The 20,396-nt window shown below is 71.2% G+C and carries 17 protein-coding genes, 1 tRNA gene and 1 pseudogene; 7 read left to right on the top strand and 12 right to left on the bottom strand.

Translation table 11 applies throughout. The features are described from left to right. Positions 1–10: 10 nt before the first annotated feature. Positions 11–1,063, bottom strand: a complete 1,053-nt coding sequence (gene cobC / locus Ari01nite_RS38975) for an Rv2231c family histidinol phosphate aminotransferase CobC (RefSeq protein WP_203788096.1) — start codon at positions 1,061–1,063, stop codon at positions 11–13. Between the two features lie 94 nt (positions 1,064–1,157). On the opposite strand from cobC, the gene Ari01nite_RS38970 reads away from it, so the two are divergent. Then, positions 1,158–3,245 carry a transglycosylase domain-containing protein gene (locus tag Ari01nite_RS38970; protein ID WP_239163394.1) on the top strand — a complete coding sequence of 696 codons (2,088 nt, stop codon included), beginning with the start codon at positions 1,158–1,160 and terminating at the stop codon, positions 3,243–3,245. Between the two features lie 35 nt (positions 3,246–3,280). Here the strand turns inward: Ari01nite_RS38970 and Ari01nite_RS38965 are convergent, their stop codons facing one another. Continuing rightward, positions 3,281–3,898 (bottom strand): TIGR03086 family metal-binding protein, encoded by a 618-nt coding sequence (locus tag Ari01nite_RS38965; protein ID WP_203788092.1) that lies wholly within the window; start codon positions 3,896–3,898, stop codon positions 3,281–3,283. A 219-nt stretch (positions 3,899–4,117) separates the two neighbouring features. Between Ari01nite_RS38965 and Ari01nite_RS38960 the strand changes: the two genes are divergently transcribed. Beyond that, the gene (locus tag Ari01nite_RS38960) at positions 4,118–4,387 is read left to right on the top strand and encodes a hypothetical protein (protein WP_307837814.1); all 270 of its coding nucleotides are present in this window, start codon (positions 4,118–4,120) and stop codon (positions 4,385–4,387) included. Between the two features lie 125 nt (positions 4,388–4,512). After that, positions 4,513–6,027 carry an ATP-dependent DNA ligase gene (locus Ari01nite_RS38955; protein ID WP_203788090.1) on the top strand — a complete coding sequence of 505 codons (1,515 nt, stop codon included), beginning with the start codon at positions 4,513–4,515 and terminating at the stop codon, positions 6,025–6,027. Here Ari01nite_RS38955 and Ari01nite_RS38950 read toward each other — a convergent pair. Both Ari01nite_RS38950 and Ari01nite_RS38945 read right to left on the bottom strand, forming a co-directional pair. Continuing rightward, positions 6,024–6,476 (bottom strand): hypothetical protein, encoded by a 453-nt coding sequence (locus tag Ari01nite_RS38950; protein WP_203788088.1) that lies wholly within the window; start codon positions 6,474–6,476, stop codon positions 6,024–6,026. The two genes, Ari01nite_RS38955 and Ari01nite_RS38950, sit on opposite strands and share 4 nt — an antisense overlap. 187 nt (positions 6,477–6,663) lie before the next feature. Then, positions 6,664–7,449, bottom strand: a pseudogene (locus tag Ari01nite_RS38945) (SURF1 family cytochrome oxidase biogenesis protein); the annotation flags it as partial. A gap of 111 nt (positions 7,450–7,560) precedes the next feature. Between Ari01nite_RS38945 and Ari01nite_RS38940 the strand changes: the two are divergent. Beyond that, entirely contained in the window at positions 7,561–9,666 is a 2,106-nt protein-coding gene (locus tag Ari01nite_RS38940; RefSeq protein ID WP_239163392.1) for a cobyrinic acid a,c-diamide synthase CobB, read from the top strand. An 84-nt stretch (positions 9,667–9,750) separates the two neighbouring features. Here Ari01nite_RS38940 and Ari01nite_RS38935 read toward each other — a convergent pair whose 3' ends face one another. From Ari01nite_RS38935 to ssb, 8 genes are all read right to left on the bottom strand, one after another. Beyond that, the gene (locus Ari01nite_RS38935) at positions 9,751–11,226 is read right to left on the bottom strand and encodes an FAD-dependent monooxygenase (protein ID WP_203788085.1); all 1,476 of its coding nucleotides are present in this window, start codon (positions 11,224–11,226) and stop codon (positions 9,751–9,753) included. A 13-nt stretch (positions 11,227–11,239) separates the two neighbouring features. After that, positions 11,240–12,592 carry a dipeptidase gene (locus Ari01nite_RS38930; RefSeq protein ID WP_203788083.1) on the bottom strand — a complete coding sequence of 451 codons (1,353 nt, stop codon included), beginning with the start codon at positions 12,590–12,592 and terminating at the stop codon, positions 11,240–11,242. 9 nt (positions 12,593–12,601) lie between these two features. Further along, positions 12,602–13,672, bottom strand: coding sequence for a M48 family metallopeptidase (locus Ari01nite_RS38925; RefSeq protein ID WP_203788081.1), 1,071 nt, complete (start codon positions 13,670–13,672; stop codon positions 12,602–12,604). After that, positions 13,669–14,286: a uridine kinase family protein gene (locus tag Ari01nite_RS38920; protein ID WP_203788079.1), complete on the bottom strand. Its 618-nt coding sequence runs from the start codon at positions 14,284–14,286 to the stop codon at positions 13,669–13,671. Before Ari01nite_RS38920 ends, Ari01nite_RS38925 begins: the two co-directional genes overlap by 4 nt. Further along, positions 14,276–15,811: a cobyric acid synthase gene (locus Ari01nite_RS38915; protein WP_203788077.1), complete on the bottom strand. Its 1,536-nt coding sequence runs from the start codon at positions 15,809–15,811 to the stop codon at positions 14,276–14,278. The genes Ari01nite_RS38920 and Ari01nite_RS38915 overlap by 11 nt, the downstream gene beginning before the upstream one ends. Before the next feature lie 304 nt (positions 15,812–16,115). Continuing rightward, complete coding sequence (locus Ari01nite_RS38910) at positions 16,116–17,057, bottom strand: cobalamin biosynthesis protein (protein ID WP_203788075.1); 942 nt, start codon at positions 17,055–17,057, stop codon at positions 16,116–16,118. Between the two features lie 21 nt (positions 17,058–17,078). Beyond that, on the bottom strand, positions 17,079–17,546 hold the full coding sequence (locus Ari01nite_RS38905) for a hypothetical protein (RefSeq protein ID WP_203788073.1): 468 nt from the start codon (positions 17,544–17,546) through the stop codon (positions 17,079–17,081). A gap of 144 nt (positions 17,547–17,690) precedes the next feature. Beyond that, positions 17,691–18,410, bottom strand: coding sequence for a single-stranded DNA-binding protein (ssb, locus tag Ari01nite_RS38900; RefSeq protein ID WP_203788071.1), 720 nt, complete (start codon positions 18,408–18,410; stop codon positions 17,691–17,693). A gap of 159 nt (positions 18,411–18,569) precedes the next feature. Between ssb and Ari01nite_RS38895 the strand changes: the two genes are divergently transcribed. The 3 genes from Ari01nite_RS38895 (at position 18,570) to Ari01nite_RS38885 (ending at position 20,388) form a co-directional block, all read left to right on the top strand. Next, on the top strand, positions 18,570–19,601 hold the full coding sequence (locus Ari01nite_RS38895; RefSeq protein ID WP_203788070.1) for an alpha/beta hydrolase: 1,032 nt from the start codon (positions 18,570–18,572) through the stop codon (positions 19,599–19,601). A 15-nt stretch (positions 19,602–19,616) separates the two neighbouring features. Further along, positions 19,617–19,692: transfer RNA gene (locus Ari01nite_RS38890), tRNA-Arg, on the top strand. Between the two features lie 246 nt (positions 19,693–19,938). After that, a complete protein-coding gene (locus Ari01nite_RS38885) occupies positions 19,939–20,388 on the top strand; it encodes a DUF6232 family protein (RefSeq protein ID WP_203788068.1) in 450 nt (149 codons plus the stop codon). Positions 20,389–20,396: the final 8 nt, after the last annotated feature.

Here is a 20,396-nt window from a genome sequence, read left to right as displayed (position 1 = left end):
CGCTCCTCGTTCACGGTTTCTCCAAAAGCACTGCGGTCAAAGTCCGCACGAAAGCGTCGGTGGTCGCAGTGTCGCGCACGGCGATGCGCAGCCAATCGGGGCCCAGGCCGGGAAAGGTGTCGCCGCGGCGCACGGCATAGCCGCGTTCCCGCAGCTCAAGGCGCACTTTGTCGGCGCCGGCCAGGCGTACGGCCACAAATGCACTGGCCGGAGTGCCGCCCACCGTGAGTTTCGGCACGTGCGCAAGCCGGCGCAGCAGATGGTCGCGATCGGCGGCCAGGCGCACCGCGATCTCCCGCTCGGCCGCCACCGCGACCGGCGAGGCACAGGCGGTGGCCGCGGCCAGCGCGGGCGTCGAGACGGCCCAGAGGGGCTGGCAGGCGATCAGGCGCGGGAGCAGGTCGGCGGGGCCCAGCAGGTAGCCGATCCGCAGGCCGGCCAGGCCCCAGGTCTTGGTGAGGCTGCGCAGCACGACCAGGCCGGGCAGATCGCGGCGCCCGGCCAGCGACTCGGGCTCGCCCTCGACGCCGACGCGGTGGGTGGTGTCCGAAAACGCCTCGTCGACCACCAGCACGCGCCCGGGGCGGGCCAGCTCGGCGATCGTGCCGGCCGGGTGCAGTACCGAGGTGGGGTTGGTGGGATTGCCGACGAAGACCAGGTCGGCGTCGTCCGGCACGAGGCGCGGGTCCAGCCGGAAGCCGTCCCCGGCCCGCAGCAGCACCCGCTCGACCCGGTGCCCGGCGTGCGCCAGCGCGGCCTCCGGCTCGGTGAACTGCGGGTGCACCACGACCGGCCGCCGGCGGCCGCGCAGGGCCTGGGCGAGCAGCACGAACGCCTGGGCCGCCCCCGCGGTGAGCAGCACCTCGGCCGGGTCACGCCGGTGCCTGGCGGCCACCGCGGCGGTGGCCCCGGCCGCGTCCGGGTAGGCGGCGAGCCGGGTCAGCGACGCCGCGAGCGGTTCGGCCAGCCAGTCCGGCATGGGCTCGTGCCGGACGTTGACTGCGAGGTCGACCAGGCCCGCGCCCACCTCGCTGTCGCCGTGGTGGCCGAGGTCGATCGTCATGGCTTCAGCATGCCGGACCCGGTCCGGACAGTAATCACGACCTCACTTCAGCCGTTTCATGAGCATATGAGCGATTTTGAAATACCTTCGTGGTGTGGCTGCCGGAAAGATCGCTCCCCTCGTCCGGGCCGGCCTGATCGCGGGACTCGTGGTCGCCGGCCTGGCCTATCCGCTCGCCGCCCTCGCCGGGATCGGGGTGAAAGCCGGCACCGAGGCGTTGCAGAGCCTGCCCGAGGAACTCATCGAGGTACCCAGCGCGCAGACGACATACGTCTACGCCAAGGACGGCAAGACCCTGATGACGATGTTCTACGAGGAACACCGCCGGCCACTGGGGCTGGAGGAGATGTCCCCGTACGTGATCCAGGCGATCGTGGCGTCCGAGGACAGCCGCTTCTACGAGCACCACGGCGTCGACCCCAAGGGCGTGGCCCGCGCGTTCGTGGCGAACCGGCAGGCCGGCGGCATCTCGCAGGGCGCGTCGACGCTGACCATGCAGTACGTGCGGATGGCGCTGCGGGACGGTGCCAAGACGCCGAAGCAGGCGCTGGAGGCCACCGAGCAGACGACGTCGCGGAAGCTGCGCGAGATGCGGATGGCCATCGAACTGGAGAAGCGGATCTCCAAGCAGGAGATCCTGGAGCGCTACCTGAATTCGGCGTACTTCGGCCATCGGGCGTACGGGATCTTCGCCGCAGCGCAGGTCTTCTTCTCGAAGCTGCCCCGGGACCTCAACCTGACCGAGTCGGCGCTGCTGGCCGGGCTGGTGAAGGCGCCGTCCGCCTACGACCCGGCGACCCAGGACCAGGAGGCGGCCACCGACCGGCGCAACTACGTGATCGACCAGATGCTCAAGATCAATGCGATCAGCCGCTCGCAGGCCGCCGACGCCAAGAAGGCGAAGATCAAGCTGAAGCTCAGCTCGCCGCCCAACGACTGCATGTCGATCGCCGACAAGAACAACGACTGGGGATTCTTCTGCGACTACTTCAAGTCGTGGTGGCGCGAGCAGCCGGCGTTCGGCAAAACCCCCGAGGATCGCGAGCGCAACCTGCGCCGTGGCGGATACAAGGTGGTCACGTCGCTGGACCCGAGAATCCAGTCGATCGCGATGCGGCACGTCCTGAAAAAAGAGAAGAAGAAGAGCCGGTACGCGCACGGCGAAGTGCTGATCGAGCCGGGCACCGGGCGCATCGTCAGCATGGCCGTGAACCGCCGGTACTCGCTGGACCCGAACGAGAAGAAGGGCAACTACCCCAACACGGTCAACCCGCTCCTCGGCGGCGGCACCATGGCGGGCTACCAGGCCGGCTCCACGTTCAAGATCTTCACCCTGCTGGCGGCGCTCGAAGAGGGCATGCCGCTGAGCACGTCGTTCTATTCGCCGCAGCGCTACGTGTCGAAATACATCACCGCCCCCGGCCCGGCAACCTGCGGCATCCACTGGTGCCCCAAGAACTCGACGAAGTCGATGACCGGCCGGCAGAACATGTGGAGCGGCTTCGGCAAGTCGGTGAACACGTACTTCGTCCAGCTGGAGGAGAAGGTCGGCGCGGACAAGGCGGTCAAGATGGCCGAGCGCCTGGGCCTGGCCTGGCGCACCGACATCGACCGCAAGCTGGCCACCCCCGAGCACGCCTCCGGGTGGGGTGCCTTCACGCTCGGGGTGAGCGACGCGACCCCGATCGAGATGGCGAACGTGTTCGCCACGCTCGCGGCCGAGGGCAACTACTGCCAGCCGCTGCCGGTCAAGCTGATCCGCAACCCCGACGGCACCAACTCCAAGTTCGGCGGCAAGCTGGTGGCCGCGCCGCGCTGCCACCGCGCGGTGCCCGTCGAGGTGGCCCGGGCCGCCACCGACGCGGCCCGCTGCGTGACGGGTTACGGCGCCGAGAAGGGCGGCTGCGGCGGCTGGGGCACCAGCTCGATGGTGTACGGCACGCTGCGCCGTCCGGTGGCCGGCAAGAGCGGCACCACCGACGACAACAAGGCCGCGTGGTTCTGCGGCTTCACCCCCCAGATGGCGGCGGCGGCATTCGTGGCCGACCCCGACGACCCGACGAACCACGTGGGGTCGGGCCGCAGCACCATGTCGAAGATGACAGTGGCCCAGACGCTGCGCGACGCCCTCGACGGAGAGCCGAAGAGGAAGTTCACCCCGCCGTCGAAGAAGCTCACCTAATTAATAAGTGTTAATAGGGTGGACCTCCCGTGGCGTCAGGCCGCGGTGGCTCGGCGGCGGGGTGGGCGGCGCCAGCGCGGGTCACGGCCGGCTCGGGCGACGGTCTGGTCGAGCAGGGAGGCCTCGCTGTCGGTGGGGACGGCCGGGCCGAACAGGCCGGGCGTGCCCTCGGCCGGGCCCTGGGCCAGGAACTCGATCAGCGTCTCCAGGATGCGCGGGTCGGCCGCGTAGTCCTGGCCGGTGGCGCGGGCGAGATCCCAGCTGTGCATGATCAACTCATTCATCGCGACGACACCCAGCTCGGCGGCGGGCATGGTCACGCCGCCGGCCCGCGAGGTGCCGGCCCAGGCGGCCTGGTCTTTCCACGCGGTGGCCAGGTCTTCGAGGAGGACCGGCAACCGGCTGCGCCAATGGCGGGACAGATGCTGCGCGGAGGGCGACGGCGGCGGTGCGGCGGTGCCCGGAGCGTCGACCCGTTTGCGAGCGGCCTGCGTGAACGCATGGGACAGACCCATCAGGTGATCCAGCAGAGCCGCGACGCTCCAGTCCGGGCAGGGGGTAGGCCCGGCCAGCTCGTCGTCGTCGACACCGAGCAACAAAGCTCGCAGCACACGAACCGGCGGGTCGAAGTCCAGCGGCACACGGTCGGCCACGGTCGTCCTCCTTCGGTCGTTCTTGTTAACACCACGTTACGGGTGGGGTACGACAGTTTCGGTGCCGAGAAGGGGCGTTTTCACGGCAGGGCTGGTTTCCGGTCGAGCATCGGTTCACCTCATCCCCGGCGGATGACACCGGCGAGGTGACATGGGTGCGCGGGCCACTTCGATCCTGTTAGGATCTCGAACATGCGTTCGAATGATGAGCCTGCTTCGGTGTCCCTGGTGGTGCGGCCGATGCCCGTCGGGCCGCGCAACGCCATCGATCGACTTCGCAATCGTGAGCGTCTCGAGTCCATTGCCCGGCTGCGGGCGGCCGTGCGGGCGCTCGATCAGGTCAACGTGTCCGAGTGGGACGACTCTGCCCTGCATCAGGATCTTGAGGAGATCTCGGCGACTCTGTGCGCCATCGACGCGCAGCTGAGTCGCGTGGCCGATGCGGTGCGGGCCCGTGGGTTCCGCATCGAGGAGCCGCTGGCCGCCTGAGTCGCGCGCGTTCACAAACGGGGGAGCGCGCGGGTCGTCCGGTGCGGCTAGCCAGTCAGGGCGCGGGTCGCCGCCAACCAGCTGGACCGGGCGAAATTGTCGTAGGTGGCTGCCAGGATGAGCCCGTGCGGTTCCTCGACCTGGCAGCCACCTCCGCTGCCGTATCAGCTGTGTCCGGGCGCAAGGCCAAGATCGAACTCCTGGCCGAGGCGCTGCGCCGGCTCGATCCCGACGAGATCGCGGCCGGTTCGGCCTACCTTGCCGGCGAGTTGCGGCAGCGGCAGACGGGCGTGGGCTATGCGAGCCTGCGTGATCGGCCGCCGCCCGCCGCCGAGGCAACGCTGACCGTGGGCGGGGTCGATGCGGCGATTGCCGAGATCTCGGTGGTCGCGGGCGCCGGATCGCAGGCCCGGCGCCGGGAGTTGCTGGGGGCGCTGTTCGGGGCGGCCACGGCCGACGAGCAGCGGCTGCTGATCGGGTTGTTCAGCGGTGAGCTGCGGCAGGGCGCGCAGGCGGGACTGCTCGCCGACGCCATTGCCAAGGCGGCCGAGGTGCCGGTCACCGCGGTGCGACGGGCACTGCTGCTCTCCGGTGACCTCAAGCAGGTCGCGGTGGCGGCACTGACCGGCGGCGCGGCGGCGCTCGCCGAGATCAGCCTGCGGGTCGGCACGCCGCTGACGCCGATGCTGGCGCAGAGCGCGCCCGACGTGGGAGCCGCGCTGCTGGCCACCGGCGTGCCGGCGACCGTCGACGTCAAGCTCGACGGCATTCGCATCCAGGTGCACCGCTCCGGCGACGAGGTGGCCGTCTTCACCCGCAGCCTCGACGACATCACCGCCCGGATGCCCGAGGTCGTCGAACTGGTGCGCAAGCTGCCGGTCCGCGAGGCCGTACTGGACGGCGAGGCGATGGCGCTCGACCCGAGCGGGCGGCCCCGGCCGTTCCAGGAGACGGCGAGCCGGGCCGCGACCCGCGGGGCGGCGCCGGTGACGCTCACTCCATACTTCTTCGACCTGCTCCACCTCGACGGCACCGACCTGCTCGACGAGCCGGGCCGGGTGCGCTGGCAGGCCCTCGACGACGCGCTCCCGGCGCAGCTGATCGTGGGGCGCAGCACGGCGACCGGCGAGGAGGAGGCCGCGGCGGCGTTCGCGGCCGCGCTGGCCGCCGGGCAGGAAGGCGTCGTGATCAAGGCCGCCGAGGCGCCGTACGACGTGGGCCGCCGCGGCTCGGCCTGGGTCAAGGTCAAACCCAGGCACACGCTCGACCTCGTGGTGCTCGCGGTCGAGTGGGGGCACGGCCGGCGCAAGGGCTGGCTGTCCAACCTCCACCTCGGCGCGCGTGACCCCGAGACCGGCGGGTTCGTGATGCTGGGCAAGACGTTCAAGGGGCTGACCGACGAGTTGCTGCGCTGGCAGACCGAGCGGTTCCAGCAGCTCGCGGTCTCCGACAACGGCTGGGTGGTCGAGGTGCGACCGGAGCAGGTCGTCGAGATCGCGTTCGACGGGGTGCAGACCTCGCCGCGCTACCCGGGCGGGGTGGCACTGCGGTTCGCGCGCGTGCTGCGCTACCGCGACGACAAACCGGCGGCCGAGGCGGACACGATCGACATGGTGCGCGCGATCGGCGGCAAAGGCTAAAGAGCGGCAAGCATGCGTACGTAATTGACCTGTTGATTGATGGTCGTCACCACGGACTGATCACGTGCTGGGATGCGGGCGACGTATTGACGTGTGCCGTTTGTCACGGTCACCTGGACCGTGCCCTGCATCACCGACTCCTTGATCAGCAGGAACAGCAGGCTGAACACCGTGAGCACGCAGAACCCCACGATCGCCGCGGCGATCGCCCACCGCGGGATCCGCTGCTGGCTGATCCAGTAGTCGTTGACCTGCCACTGCGAGCCGGCCAGCGGGATGTCGCCGGCCGGCGTGTGCACGGTCGTCGAGGTCACCGAGATCTCGGCGATCTGCACGATGACGGGCCCGGCCTCGGGAGCGCCGGTCACCGGTGCCGCCGGCTGCGGCGCGGTCCACGGATCGTTGGGGGCAGGGGCCGGAACGCCCCATGGGTCGCTCGGCGAACTCATGGGCGTGACCCTAGTCTTGGCCGCTCTGCGCCGCGAGTTTCCGCTCCGCCTCCGCGGCCCGCTTGCGGTCGGCCGCCTCGACGCGGTCCATCGGCTCCTCGTCGCGCGCGGCTCGTTTGCGGTCCGCGGCCTCGACGCGGTCCATCGGCTCGTCCGCTTCGCGCGCGGGCCGTTTGCGATCGGCGGTCGCGACCCGGTCGGCCTTCACCGCCGGCTTGCCCGCTCGCGTCTGCGCCTCCTTGCGCGCCTGCCATCCGAAGGCGAACAGCGCCATCCCGGCGAACAGCCACCACTGCACCGAGTAACCGCCGTTCTGCCACGCATCCTCGTGCGGGATGGGCACCCGCTTGAAGGACTGGTCGGCTGCGGGCGTCTGCTCGGTCAGCAGGACGTACGCCCCGTACACGGGATATGGCAACTCGTGCGCAAGCCGGGGCACCGAGATCCGCCGGGTGTCGAGCCGGCCGTGTCGTCGTTCGATCGGTGCCGGTCGACTTTCCGACAGGTGAAGTTGTCCCACTACCGTGATGTCACCCACAGGAGCGGGTGGCACGGTCGGCGCCGCCAACGCTCCCCCGGCCGGCGCCGGCACCCAGCCACGGTCCACGAGCACCGCCGTACCGTCCGCCAGCACGAGCGGCGTCACGATCTCATAACCAACATCACCAGCGACCGTGCGGCCCCGGGCCTGGATCTCGTGCGCCGGGTCGTAGCGACCGCTCAGCGTCACCTTTTTCCAGGCCACGGCCTTTTCGCCAGCCGGGCCGGCGGTGCCCGCGGCGGTCGGGGCAGTGAGCACCGACGTCAACGGAACGGGCGGCGTCGAGTCGGCCGCGTCGATCCGATCATTGATGGCGCTGCGTTCCTGATAGCGGTGGTACTGCCAGAATCCGAGCAGCACCATCACCGCCGCGGCCGCAACCGCCAACGCGGCGGCGGCCAGCCAACGCGGCGTCAGCAGAAAGCGGTACACCCCCCGAGGCTACCCGGCCACCAGGTAGCGTCCGCCGAAGCCAGGTACTGTGCCCAACCGGCGGGCATGTTCACGTGCACCGCCTTCGTTCGTAAGCCACGGGAGACCATGATGAGCGCCCAGCCCCGTCTGGTCGTGAGCGCGCCCTCATCGGGGCACGGAAAGACCGCGATAGCCGTCGGTCTGCTCGCGGCTGCCGCGGCTCGTGGCGTCCAGGCGGCCGGGTTCAAGGTCGGACCGGACCACACCGACGCCGCGTACCTGGGACTCGCCGCCGGCCGGCCCGGCCGCAACCTCGATCCGCGCCTGGTGGGCGCCCAGCGCATCGCGCCGCTCTTCGCGCACGGTGCGTCCGGAGCGCAACTCTCCGTGATCGAGGGCGCCATGGGCCTGTTCGACTCGCTCACCGGACAGCCCGAACTCGACGGCACAGCCGCGGTGGCCGCCACGCTGCGCGCCCCCGTGGTGCTGGTCGTGGACGTCGCCGCCATGGGTCACTCGCTGGCCGCGCTGGTGCACGGCTTCCGGATGTTCGACGAGATGGTCCACCTGGGCGGCGTCATCCTCAACCGGGTCGCCTCGCCGCGGCACGAGCAGATGCTGCGTACTGCCCTCGACGACATCGGCATGCCGGTGCTGGGCGCGCTGCGCCGCGGCGACCTGCCGAACGTCCTACCGGCCCGCGCGCACGGCCCGGTTCCGGTCGCGCACCGCACGGTCGAGGCGAGCCGGGCCGTGCGCCGGCTGGGCGAGGCGGTCGCCGGCGGGCTCGACCTGGAGCGCCTGATGGCCCTGGCCGGCTCGGCGCCGGCGCTGCCCGGCCCGATCTGGACTCCGTCCGAGGCGGTGGGTGGCGAGGGGTTCGACCAGCGTCCGCTGGTCGCGCTCGCGGGTGGTGCGGGGGCTCCGTACACGTACGTCGAAACGGCCGAACTCCTCACCGCAGCCGGCGCGGACGTCGCCGTCGTCGATCCGCTGCGTGATGAGTCGCTCCCGGCGGGCACGCGCGCGCTCATCGTCGGTGCCGGCCTGCCAGAGGGGTACGCCGAGGAGCTGTCGGCCAATCGGCGGCTCTGCAACGCGGTCGCGAAGTTCGCCCACGACGGCTGGCCGGTGGTCGCCGAGGGGGTGGCCCTCCCCTGGCTGGGTCGCGACTTCGACGGCCGGCCGATGTGCGCGGTGCTGGACGCGTCCGCGATCACCGGCGACCAGACCGTGGCCGGCTACCGCGAGGCGACCGCCCCGACCACGTCACCGCTCGCTCCAGCCGGCGCCCGGATCACCGGGTACAAGCAGCACCGCGCCATAGTCACCCCGCGCGCCGGCGCCGTACCGGCCTGGACCTGGTCGGGCGGCAACCCCGAGGGCTTCGTCTGGCGCCAGGTGCACGCATCCCAGCTGGGCCTGCACTGGGCCGCCGCCCCCGAGATCGCCAAGCGCGTCGTAGCAGCAGCCATCGCCGGCCCCGGCGGCGTGCCCGGCCAGCAGCCCGGCCCCATCCCGCACGGCCAGCCGGTGCCGGTTCCGCCGCCCGGCCCGTACGGCCCCCCGGTAGTGATCTCCGGCGTGCCCTTCGTGGCAAACGACGCCCGCCCGACCGGCCACACCCAGCCGCTGCCGGTGGCATCGGGCGTCCCCCACCTGCAGCCGGCCGGCCCGGTGGCGTCGGGTGTGCCGCACGCACCGGCCGGCTCCCCGTCCATGCAGGGCGGCCCACACGGATCCCCCGGGCAGTACGGTCAGCCCGGCTCGCCGGTTCTGCCCCATCCACAGCAGATGCCGCACGGCCAGGCGGGCCCACCGGGTCCGCACGCACCGTTCTTCGGCCCGGGCCCACACGAGTCCGGCGCGATCCCGCACGAAGCCGCGGGCTTACCCGGCGCCCATCCGCCGCAACCCTATGGCCAGGGCGGGCCGGTTCCGGTCTCGCACGGCCAGAGCGGACCCGGATCGCTCGGCCAGGGCGGACCCGGATCACATGGTCAAAGCGGACCCGGATCGCTCGGCCAGAGCGGATCCGGCCCGCTCGGCCAGCCGGGCGGGCCGGGGCCGCATTCGCCATACGGACCGGCCCCGCACGGTCACAGCGCCGGGTCGATGCCGATTGCCGGCGGCCAGCCGCCGGCAATGAACACGCCGGGCGGCACTTCCGAACGCGAGATCCCCGGCTTCGAGGCTCGCGGCCTGGCCGACACCGCCGACATCACCGCGTCTTAAGCCCGGTCGCGCAGCCGGCGGCCACGATGTGGGACTGCGGCTGAGGTGTTCGGGGCTGTCCCGTTCGCGGGGACGCCAAGGGCGTCAGGACATCAGGGGCGGGAAGTCTCGCAGCGCGTCCTTCGGGGTTGACTCGGCGGCTACGAAGCCGTCGGGACGCACCAGGTAGAGGTGGCCCGGGCGCAACAGGGTCCTCGGTGCCGGCGGGAACACGTGGACCGGCACTCCCACGTCGGGGACCTCGGCCGCGGTCACGCCGCCGTAGGCGTGAACCTGCCACTGCAAGGAGCGCAGCGCCGCGAAATTGTCGCCCGCCCACGGCAGGCGGCGGCCCACCACCGGACCCCGGCGGCCGCCCGCCGCCTGTTCGGCGCCCGGGGTCATCCAGTAGTGGATGCGGATCTGGGACAGGTATTGAAAGAGTCTGCCGCCGCCGCTCGTGCGGGGCAAACCGCGGACCGCCACCGGGGCCAGCATCGGCACCACGAGGCGGCGCAGGGCTCGGGCGAACGCCGTCTGGGACGTGATCGCGGCGAAGAGGCGGTCGGTGGTGCTTACCAGGCGCTTGGCCACCGGGCGGCGTTCGGCCTCGTAGCGGTCCAGCCAACGGTCGCGGCGGCGGCCCTGTACGACGTCGGCCAGCTTGAAGGCCAGGTTGTGGGCGTCCTGCAGGCCGGTGTTCATGCCTTGCGCGCCGACCGGGGAGTGCACGTGGGCCGCGTCGCCGCAGAGGAAGAACGGGCCGTCCCGGAACGCGGCGGCTATCCGGTGGTGGACCCGGTATGTCGCGAACCAGCGGGAGTGGTCGTAGGTCACCGCGAAGCGGCGCAGCTTCGGGCGTACGTCCTCCTCGGTGAGATCGCGGTTGCCGTCCTCGTCGCGGACCAGGCCGATCAGGCGCCAGTGGCCGCGGCCCTTCATCGGGAACGCCAGCATGAAGTCGTCGCCGCCGGGGCGGGCGTTCACCGCGCCCTCCACCAGGCCGGCCGCGGCCACGGCGTCGAGCACGTAGAACCGGTGCGGGTTGGTGGTGCCCTCGAAGTCGATGCGGCGGTAGCGGCGGATGGCCGAGTTGGAGCCGTCGCAGCCGACGCAGAAGCGCGCGCGTACGGTGTCGTTGCCGACCTTGGCCTCGATGCCCTCCTCGGTCTGGGTGACCGCGGTGACCGGCGTTTCCCAGCGCACGTCCAGCCCGAGCTTCTGCAGATTCTCGTAGAGGATCTCCTCGTTGCGGCTCTGCTCCAGGACTTCCAGGTACGGATGCGGCGTCACGTTCCGGCCGAGCGCGCCGATCGGGACGCGGCCGAACACCCGGTCGAGGAAGCCGGGCGACAGGCCGTCGGCCCGCCGGGCAGCGGCCAGCACCAGGTCACCGACCCCCAGCTGGTCGTAGATCTCCAGGCTGCGGGCCTGCACCACGAGCGCGCGGGACTCCCGGGTGGGCCCGTCCTTGCCGTCCACCAGGATCACGTCGACACCGAGCTTGACCAGCCAGTTGGCCAGCATCAGCCCGGTGGGACCGGCGCCCACCACGAGGACGTCACACGTCAGGTCGGCCATCGTCGACCGCCTCCTAACTCGTCAGCGCCTCCGCCACGTTGCGCAGCAGCAGCGCCTCGGCCACGCAGACCCGCTCGAACTCGCCCAGGTGCAGGCTCTCGTCCGGTCCGTGCGCGCCGGACTGCGGGTCTTCGACGCCGGTCACCAGGATCGCGGCCTGCGGGAACAGTTCCTGGAACGTCGCGATGAACGGGATCGAGCCGCCCACGCCCATGTCCACCGGTGCCACGCCGTCCCAGGCCGAGGCGAACGCGGCGCGCGCGGCGTCGTAGGCCGGTCCGGTCGCGTCGATCACGCAGGGGTTGCCGTCGCTCTCCAGAGTCACCTCGACGTGGGCGCCCCACGACACGAATTTCTCCAGGTGACTGCGCACCGCCGCGTACACCGACTTGGGATCGTCGCCGGGCGCCACGCGTACGCCAATCTTTGCTTTTGCGGTGGGCTGGAGAGCGTTGGCCGCCTCGAACGTGCGAGGCGCGTCGATGCCGAGCACCGAGATGGCCGGCTTGGTCCAGCAGCGGTCGGTGATCGAGCCCTTGCCGATCAGCCGGACCCCGTCGAGGACGCCGCCCTCATGCCGGAACCTGTCCTCCGGGTAGTCGACGCTGGCGCCCTCCCGACCGATCAGGCCGTCGACCGCGACCTCGCCCTGATCGTCGTGCAGGGTCGCCAGCAGCCGGGCCAGGGTCATCAGCGCGTCCGGCAGCGGGCCGCCGAACATGCCGCTGTGCACCGCGCTCCGGAGCACCTTGACCTCGACGAACAGGTTGACCAGGCCGCGCAGCGAGGTGGTCAGCGCCGGCTGGCCGATGTCCCAGTTGCCGGAGTCGGCGATCACGATCACGTCGGAGCGCAGCTCGTCGGTGTGCGCCGCGAGGATGTCGTTGAGCGAGTCGGAACCGTACTCCTCCTCGCCCTCGACGAAGACGACCACGCCGACCGGCAGCTGGTCGCCGTACGCGCGCAGGGCAGCCACGTGCGCCATCACCCCCGCCTTGTCGTCGACGGCACCCCGGCCGTAGAGGCGGCCGTCGCGCTCGACCGGCTCGAACGGGTCGCTGGTCCACCGCGACACGTCGCCGGTGGGCTGCACGTCGTGGTGGGCGTAGAGCAGCACGGTCGGCGCGCCGGGCGGCGCCGGCCGGCGACCGATCACGGCGGGCTGGCCGCCGTGCCGCACGATCTGGGTGTCGAGGTCGCACCCGCGCAGCAGCTCGGCGACCGCCTCGGCGGACCGTTCGACCTGGGTGTGGTCGAAGCCCTCGAAGGCGATGCCGGGGATCCGGACCAGCCGTTCCAGGTCGGCGCGGACCCCGGGCATCTCGCGGGCGATCGCGGCACGCAGATCGGATTCGCTCAAGCTCATGAACCGATCCTAGGCGGTGCTGCCGCCCTCCGAATCGTCGTCGCGCCGGCCCCGTCCGGACGCCCACGAGCGGGCGCCGCGGGCCGCCGTGGCGGCCAGGTCGGCGGTGCCGTCGCCGAGCTTGCGCAGCACCCCGATCAGCGGGTCCTGCGAGTTGGCGAAGGTCTCCCGGTACGAGTTGGCGGCCGCCTTGACGTCGTCGGTGACCGAGGCGTTGCCGTCCGAGTCGCGCCGCGGGTAGTCACCGCCGAGAATCCGCGCGTAGTCACCCGCGTCGATCCATTTGCGCAGCTCGGCGGCCCGGGCCACCGGCACCGGGTGGGTGCTCCAGGCGACCAGGCCGATCTTGTGGATGCTGTCCCGCAGGTCGCCGCCGCCCTCGTACTCGGCGGCCTGCTCGAGGAACGCGGCCGTGTCGATCTGGGACAGGTCGCCGCCGCCGGCCAGTTTCATCAGCAGCCGGGTCGAGGCGGCCGGATCCTGGCCGGCGAGCAGGCCGGCCCGGTCGGCGGACAGCTCGGCCTTGCGCCACCACTCCATCATCGCCGCGATGATCGCCCGCAGCGCGATGGCGCCGATCGGCAGCCAGGCGATGCTGGCGGTCCACCGGGTGAGGATCATCATGATCGTCTTGTAGACCGCGTGGCCGCTGCGGACGTGACCCAGCTCGTGCCCGAGCAGGGCGCGCAGCTCGTCGTCGTCCAGCTTTTCCACCGCGGCCGTGGTGATCACGATGAACGGCTTGTCGAGGCCGATCGCCTGGCCGTTGATGATCGGCGACTGGCTCACGTACAGCTCGGGCAGCTCGGCCACGTCGAGCGTGGCGGCGGCCTCGGTGAAGCGCTGGTAGACGCGCGGGTACTGCCGGTGGTCGACGCGGATCGAGCCGGCCAGGAACTGCAGTCGGAAGCCGCGCTCGTTCCACATGCCGAAGAACGCCTTGACCACGTCGTCGAAGCCGCGCAGCTCGCGCAGCGCGGTCAGGGCGCCACGGTCGGCCGGGTGCTCCCAGGCCCGCGAGCTGATGCCGGTCAGCGTGACCCGCCTGCGCACCGGCCGGTTTTCCTCGTCGGTCGTCATGTGCCCTCCTCAGGCATGCCCAGACGGGCAAAGCGGTCGTCGCTCACGCCCGCCGCGCCATCCACCACCAGGTCGGCAGCCGCGGCGGTCTGGTCCTCGGCGAAGTGCCTGTCCTCGGCAGCACGCCAACGCTCAAGGTACGCCCGGAAAGCAAGGCTGTCGTCGCCGTCCCGGGCGAGCGCCCGCGCCAACCGGAGATCCGGCGATGCCGTCACGAACACCGAAAAACTCAGCTCGGCGCGGATCTCACGCCTGGCGGCGCTCACTCCTTCCAGCAGCAGTACGCCGGGGGCCGGGCCGACGGTCAGCGGCGGACCGGCGAACTCACCCCGATCCCACCGGTAGCGCAGGTAGGTGGCGCGTTCGCCCCGTCGCACCGGCCCGAGCACCTGACGCTCCAGCCGCTCCCAGAAGGTGAACTGGTCGTCCCAGCCGTCGAGCAGGTCGTCGGTGTGCACCACGGGCGCGTCCAGCTGCTTGGCCAGCCGCAGCGCGAACGACGTCTTGCCGGCGCCGCTGCCCCCGTCGACCGCGACCAGCCGGGTGCGGCCCAGCCGGGGTGGCCGGCTCAGCACGGTCGCGGCCAGGTCGGCGTACGTCTGCCTAAAGCGCATCGGGCGCACCCGGCGGAAGTATCGGCAGGCCCGTCGGCGGACCGCTCTCGATCAGCCGCCAGAGGGCGGCGGTGTCCAGGTGCTCCTCGACAAGATCGCCGAGCACGTCGAGCGCCCGCTCCCGGACCGCCGCGAACCGGGTGTCCGGCGCGACCTGGAACCCGTGCCGTCCCGCTTGGCGCGCCGCCGCGGTCAGGAAGCGCCGGCGGAACTCGTCGGACTCGAACGCGCCGTGCCAGTGCGTGCCGCTGACGTGGCCGGCGATCGCACCCTCGGGCCGCCCGTCGGCGTGGTGCAGCAGCGGCTCCGGCGCACCCCGCGACACGTACCCGTGATGGATCTCGTAGCCGCGCACCGGCGCACCCAGCCCTTTGCCCTCCGGGCGGGCCAAGATCTTGCGAGGCCCGAACGCGATGCCGACCGGCAACAACCCCAGGCCGGGAACCGTGCCCCGGCCGCTCTCCACGTCGTCCCGGATCGACTCGGCCAGCATCTGGAAGCCGCCGCAGATGCCGAGCAGCGGTTTGCCGGCCGCCGCGTGCCGGGCGACCGCGTCGGCCAGCCCGGTGCTGCGCAGCCACTCCAGGTCGCTGACCGTCGCCTTCGACCCGGGCAGCACCACCAGGTCGGCGTCCGCGATCTCGCCCGGCTCGACGGTCAGCCGCACGCTCACCCCCGGCTCGGCCGCGAGCGCCTCGGCGTCGGTGGCGTTGGAGATCCGCGGCAGGCGCACCACGGCAACCCGGAGCCACTCGCTCCCCCGGGCCGGTCCCGGCCGTCCCAACATGCGGCCGTACGCGAGCGAGTCCTCAGCGTCCAGCCAGACGTCCAGGTGAAACGGCAGCACACCATGCACCGGCCGCCCGGTCACCGCGGTGATCATGTCAAGCCCCGGCCGCAGGAGACCGGCGTCCCCCCGAAACTTGTTGATGACAAACCCGCTGATCAGAGCCTGATCCGCGGCGTCGAGCAGCGCCACCGTCCCGAAGAGCGCCGCGAACACCCCACCCCGATCGATGTCCCCCACCACGATCGTGGGCAGTCCCGCGTGCCGGGCCAGACCCATGTTGGTGTAGTCACCGGCCCGCAGATTGATCTCGGTGGGGCTGCCGGCCCCCTCACAGATGACGGCGTCGTATTCGCCCCGAAGCTCGGCAAAAGCCGCATACGCGCTCTCGGCCAGCCGCTCTCGCCACTCCCGGAAGCTGCCCGCGGTGACCGTGCCGACCGCCTCGCCGAGCAGGACGACCTGACTGGCGCGGTCACTCCCCGGCTTGAGCAGAACGGGGTTGAACCGCAGGTCGGGCGCGACACCGGCGGCCGCGGCCTGCATCGCCTGCGCACGGCCGAGCTCACCACCCCGGCCGTCCGCTGAGACGACGACGGCGGAGTTGTTGGACATGTTCTGCGCCTTGAACGGCGCGACCTTGACGCCCCGCCGATGCAGCCAGCGACAGATCCCGGCGGTGAGCACACTCTTGCCGGCGTCGGAGGTGGTGCCGGCCACCAGCAGTCCGCCGCTCACCGAAGCACCGCCCAGAAACCCAGCGCCACTCGATGCCGCCCGCACGCCGGCACTCGATGCGGCCAGCCCTCCGCGACTCGTTGCCGCCCGCACTCCGGGCCGCTTTCCGGCCCGCGCTCACGCTCTCCTCGCCGCCCCGGCTGCCGCCCGACTCCAGATCTTGTGGAGTTTGTGTTTCTGCGGAACGGCAACTCGACAAGATCTGCGCATCGAGCGGCGATATTGCCGGTATGCACGTATTGCACGACCGTCGATGCCGGATTGTGGAACGATCGTCCACTTCCCAGGACGGCGACCGCGCTACTCATCGCCGCGCCCGCCGGGCCAGCGCCAAGCCGGCACCCAGCAGCGCCGCGGCGGCGCCCACTGCGCCGGAAATGCGGGCCGCTCGCCGTAAATGTCCGGCCGACGGGCGGGGGCCGTCGCCCAGGAACGGGCGCACCTCGCTGCGTCCGAAGTAGACATTTCGCCCGCCCAACCGGACGCCCAGCGCGCCCGCCATCGCTGACTCGCACTGGCCCGCGTTCGGGGACGGGTGGTCGTTGCGGTCGCGGCGCCACACTCGCAGGCTCTCTTTCGACGAGCCGCCGGCGGCCGGCGCCACGGCAGCGGTGAGCAGGCCGGTCAGCCGGGACGGCAGGAGGTTGAGCGCGTCGTCGAGCCGCGCCGATGCCGCGCCGAACCGGGCATATCGCGGCGAACGGTGCCCGACCATGGCGTCCAGCGTGTTGGCCGCGCGGTAGCCCAGCAAACCCGGCAGACCGAGCAGGCCGCCCCAGATCAGCGGCGCCACCACGGCGTCCGACGTGTTTTCGGCTACCGACTCGACGGTGGCCCGGGCCAGGTCGGGAGCGTCCAGTGTCGACGGATCGCGGCCGCACAGGTGGTTGAGCCGAGCGCGGGCCGCTTCCAGGTCTCCCGACTCCAGGTGGCCGGCCATGATCCGGGACTCCGCGCGCAGTGTGCGGCCGCCCAGCACGGTCCAGGTCACCGCCGCCACCAGGGCGGCGCGCGCCACCGGGCGGCGCCGGGTCAGCATCGCGGCCGCTGCGCCCAGTGCCACCGGCGCACCGACCGCGGCCGTGGTGAAGGCCGCGCCGGCCCGCCGGTTGGGGGCGTAGATCCGGCGTTCCAGCGCACCCGCGGCAGTGCCGAACCCGGCCACCGGATGGAACCGCCGCGGATCGCCGAGCACGGCGTCGAGCAGGTATCCGGCGACCAGCCCCGCGGCGTCGGCCCGCGCCATGCTGCGTACCTCCAAAGCCTTTTAGCGATCCCGCAGGTCGCACACCCAGACCGGAAACGTGTCCTCGTCGCTGGCCTCCGGTCCGTCCGAGTACGGGATGGGCTCCATCTCGCCCCAGGCGATCGCTCCCGGCGCGCGGTCATGGAGGAACTCCACCACGATCGCGTGCAGGTCGCCGGTCAACCGGTACGACGACTCGAGCGGCAGCTTGTCCTGCGCGCATGAGCCGGTCGAACAGCGGAGCTGCCCGGCCAGCTGATCGTGCCAGACGTAGAACGTCGCCGGGCCGTCGTGCCGCAGGGCCGTGACCTGACTGCGCAGCACCGCGATCGTCTCCTCGAACGCGGTCACCACCTCGTCGGCGGACAGGCCCATACGCTCGTGCGGAGGTGCACCGAACCAGTTGGTGTTGACGTTTTCGGCGGCCGGGTCGTCTGGTGAAAGCACGAGGGTCTCGCCCGCGATCGCGCGGATCTCCTTCAACAGCACGCTGCCCAGTCTGCCGGGCGAGTGCCCGCCTGGACCAACCGGGCGGCTCGTCCGGCCGGTCCGATCCACCGGAACGTTCGGCCCACCCCCGTTCGAACGGGTGAATCCCGGCTCGGCCGGCCGGACCGGCCGAGCCGGGCGGAATCAGGCCGCGACCGGCTCCCGCCTGGTGCGCCGCGAACGCCGGGCGGTGCTCGGCGGGGTGTCGGCGACCAGCTTCTCGACCTCGAGCGTGAGCTCGTCCTCGGTCGGCGACTCGGGTTCCGGCAGTGCCGACTCGGGTTCCGGCAGTGCCGACTCCGGTTCCGGCGGTGCCGACTCTGGGGAGGCGGCCGCGGCGGGTTCCTCGGCGAAAGTCGGTTCCGGCTCGCCGGCGAACCGGTCGGGCAGGCCGTCGCCGTAACCAACCGGCACCTCGTCCGGCCCCACCGGGTCGGTCAGTTCGCCGCCGACCAGCGCCTCGGCCTCGGAGTCCTCCACCATGGTGACGCCCTGACCGGCCTTGGTGCGGAAGAACTGGGACCGGCCGCGGGCCAGGTCGTGCCCGATCGAGAACGCCTCCATCTCGTACGACATCCGGTTGTTGCCGTTGTCGTCCTTCCATTCCCGGGTGTAGACGCGCCCGTAGACGATCACCGGGTCGCCGACGGTGATCGAGGACGCGATGCCCTCGGCCAGCCGGCGCCAGGCGACGACGCGGACCCGCAGGTGGTTGCCGTCCACCCAGCAGTTGTTGGCCCGGTCGAAGCGGCGGGCTGTGGACGCCACCCGGAAATTGGCCACCAGCGACCCGGAGCCCTGAATGCGCCGCCATTCGGGAGCATTCAGAACATTGCCCACGATCACGAGATTCGTGTCAAACAAGGTGTCCTCCTGTGTCGGAACGTTGTGCGGGGCGAGCATCGCGCCGGACGCGTACCGGATGGGGATCTTGACTTTGACCCTGTGGATTGGGGATATCACCGGAAGAGCCGATGGATCTGATATGGCGCCGGCGGCCTTACCGATGGGTAGCCTGACCTTGTGGAGACGGACGTCCTGGGACCGCCCTACGAGCGGCACACGATCGACCTGGGCAGCGACGACGAGGGCCCGGTGGTGGCCACGCTGGTGCGCCGCAGAGCCGACCGGCCCAGCCGGCGCGCGGTGCTCTACGTGCACGGCTTCGTGGACTACTTCTTCCAGACCCACCTGGCCGACTTCTTCGTCGAGAACGGCTGGGATTTCTACGCCCTCGACCTGCGCAAGTACGGCCGCAGCCTGCTACCCCACCAGACGCCCAACTTCGCCCGCAGCCTCGCCGACTACTTCCCGGAACTGGACGAGTCCGCCCGGATCATCCGCCATGACGACGGCCACGACCGGATGCTGGTGGCCGGCCACTCCACCGGCGGCCTGATCACCGCGCTGTGGGCGCACACTCGTCAGCGGCACGGGATGATCGACGGCCTGTTTCTGAACAGCCCGTTCTTCGATTTCAACTTCCCGTGGGTGGTCCGCCGCCCGCTGATGGCCGCGGTGGTCGGAATCGGCGGGCGCACCCCGTACCGGAAGGTCCCGACGGCCGCACTGGGCACGTACGGCGAAAGCCTGCACGCCGACCATCGTGGCGAGTGGACCTACGACCTGGCCTGGAAACCGTTGACCGGCTTCCCGGTGACGGTCGGCTGGCTGAACGCGATCCGCCGGGGCCAGCGCCGCCTGCGCGCCGGCCTGTCCATCGACGCCCCCGTACTGGTGGCCTGCTCGACCCGCACGTTCCGCGGCCGGGGCTGGTCCGAGGACGCCCGCATCACCGACGTGGTCCTGGACGTGGAACACATCGCCCGCTGGGCGCCGCGCCTGGGCACCCGGGTGACGATCGCGCGTTTCGACGGCGGCGTGCACGACCTCACTCTTTCCGGCAAAGAGGTACGCGCAGAGGTGTTCCGCGAGCTAGGACGTTGGGTGGAGGCGTTCGTCCCGGCACCCGGAGCCCCCGAGATGGAGGTGCCGCCGGCACCCGAGGACGCGATGAGCGGCAAGGCAGACGACAAGACCCAGACGACCGCCTAGTATGTGCCTGGCCAGGCGCTCGTAGCTCAGCGGATAGAGCAACGGACTTCTAATCCGTCGGTCGCAGGTTCGAATCCTGCCGGGCGCGCCAGTCTGCCGTTTTACTGCCGCAGCAGCCGGATCCCCGGGCTCGCCCGAGGTGAGAGGACACGTTCGTCCAGTGTCCCAAGAGGCGAACGGCCGCCAATGGCGCAAATCGCACTGATTCAAATCGCAACGAATGTTGCAAATCGCCTTGTCTGCGTAACGCAGATAGCCGCCTGCTGACAGCAGGCGGTAGATAGAGGGTTGCTGATAGCCGAGAGATGCCTGACGATTTACAGTCAGGAGGGTCGTCATGACACTGAACTCAGACACCTCAGAGGCCGACCAGCCCGTCTACTACCCGGGACCAGGCATCGTGGTCACCGGCACATACATCGAGACGGACGACTCGATCTATCGAGTTCGCGATCTCGTCGTCGAGGATCCGGCCTATTTCTACGCCCACACGGCACGTGCCGTCGCTCTGTATTGCGGGACGCTGGAACTGCTGCTGGCCGCTGGCGTAGCCGCACTCTACGGCTCGGCAAGCTGGCTGCTCGGCGCGGCCGGAGTGCTAGCCGCCACGGGACTGATCGCGGCGATCTGGATCGACTACTGCCGCAATCCTCGCCACATGGAGCTGACCGCTCTGCACCGGGGGCGCCGCGTGGTGTTGTTCACTTCGGACAACCGGCGCGTGTTCGAGCAAGTGCGCCGTGCCGTCGTTCGCGCCTTGGAGGCCAAACGTCCGCTCCGGCCCTGACCGGCCGC

The sequence above is a fragment of the Paractinoplanes rishiriensis genome (assembly GCF_016862375.1).
Taxonomy (GTDB): domain Bacteria; phylum Actinomycetota; class Actinomycetes; order Mycobacteriales; family Micromonosporaceae; genus Actinoplanes; species Actinoplanes rishiriensis.
The sequence above is the reverse complement of the archived record's forward strand: the minus strand, read 5'-3'. Positions and strand labels throughout refer to the sequence as shown.

Coding starts and splice junctions, on each gene's coding strand:
- Ari01nite_RS38940 (WP_239163392.1), top strand. CDS start 7,561: ATGAGCGCCCAGCCCCGTCTGGTCGTGAGCGCGCCCTCATCGGGGCAC.
- Ari01nite_RS38950 (WP_203788088.1), bottom strand. CDS start 6,476: ATGAGTTCGCCGAGCGACCCATGGGGCGTTCCGGCCCCTGCCCCCAAC.
- Ari01nite_RS38885 (WP_203788068.1), top strand. CDS start 19,939: ATGACACTGAACTCAGACACCTCAGAGGCCGACCAGCCCGTCTACTAC.
- cobC (WP_203788096.1), bottom strand. CDS start 1,063: ATGACGATCGACCTCGGCCACCACGGCGACAGCGAGGTGGGCGCGGGC.
- Ari01nite_RS38920 (WP_203788079.1), bottom strand. CDS start 14,286: ATGCGCTTTAGGCAGACGTACGCCGACCTGGCCGCGACCGTGCTGAGC.
- Ari01nite_RS38910 (WP_203788075.1), bottom strand. CDS start 17,057: ATGGCGCGGGCCGACGCCGCGGGGCTGGTCGCCGGATACCTGCTCGAC.
- Ari01nite_RS38930 (WP_203788083.1), bottom strand. CDS start 12,592: ATGAGCTTGAGCGAATCCGATCTGCGTGCCGCGATCGCCCGCGAGATG.
- Ari01nite_RS38935 (WP_203788085.1), bottom strand. CDS start 11,226: ATGGCCGACCTGACGTGTGACGTCCTCGTGGTGGGCGCCGGTCCCACC.
- Ari01nite_RS38925 (WP_203788081.1), bottom strand. CDS start 13,672: ATGACGACCGACGAGGAAAACCGGCCGGTGCGCAGGCGGGTCACGCTG.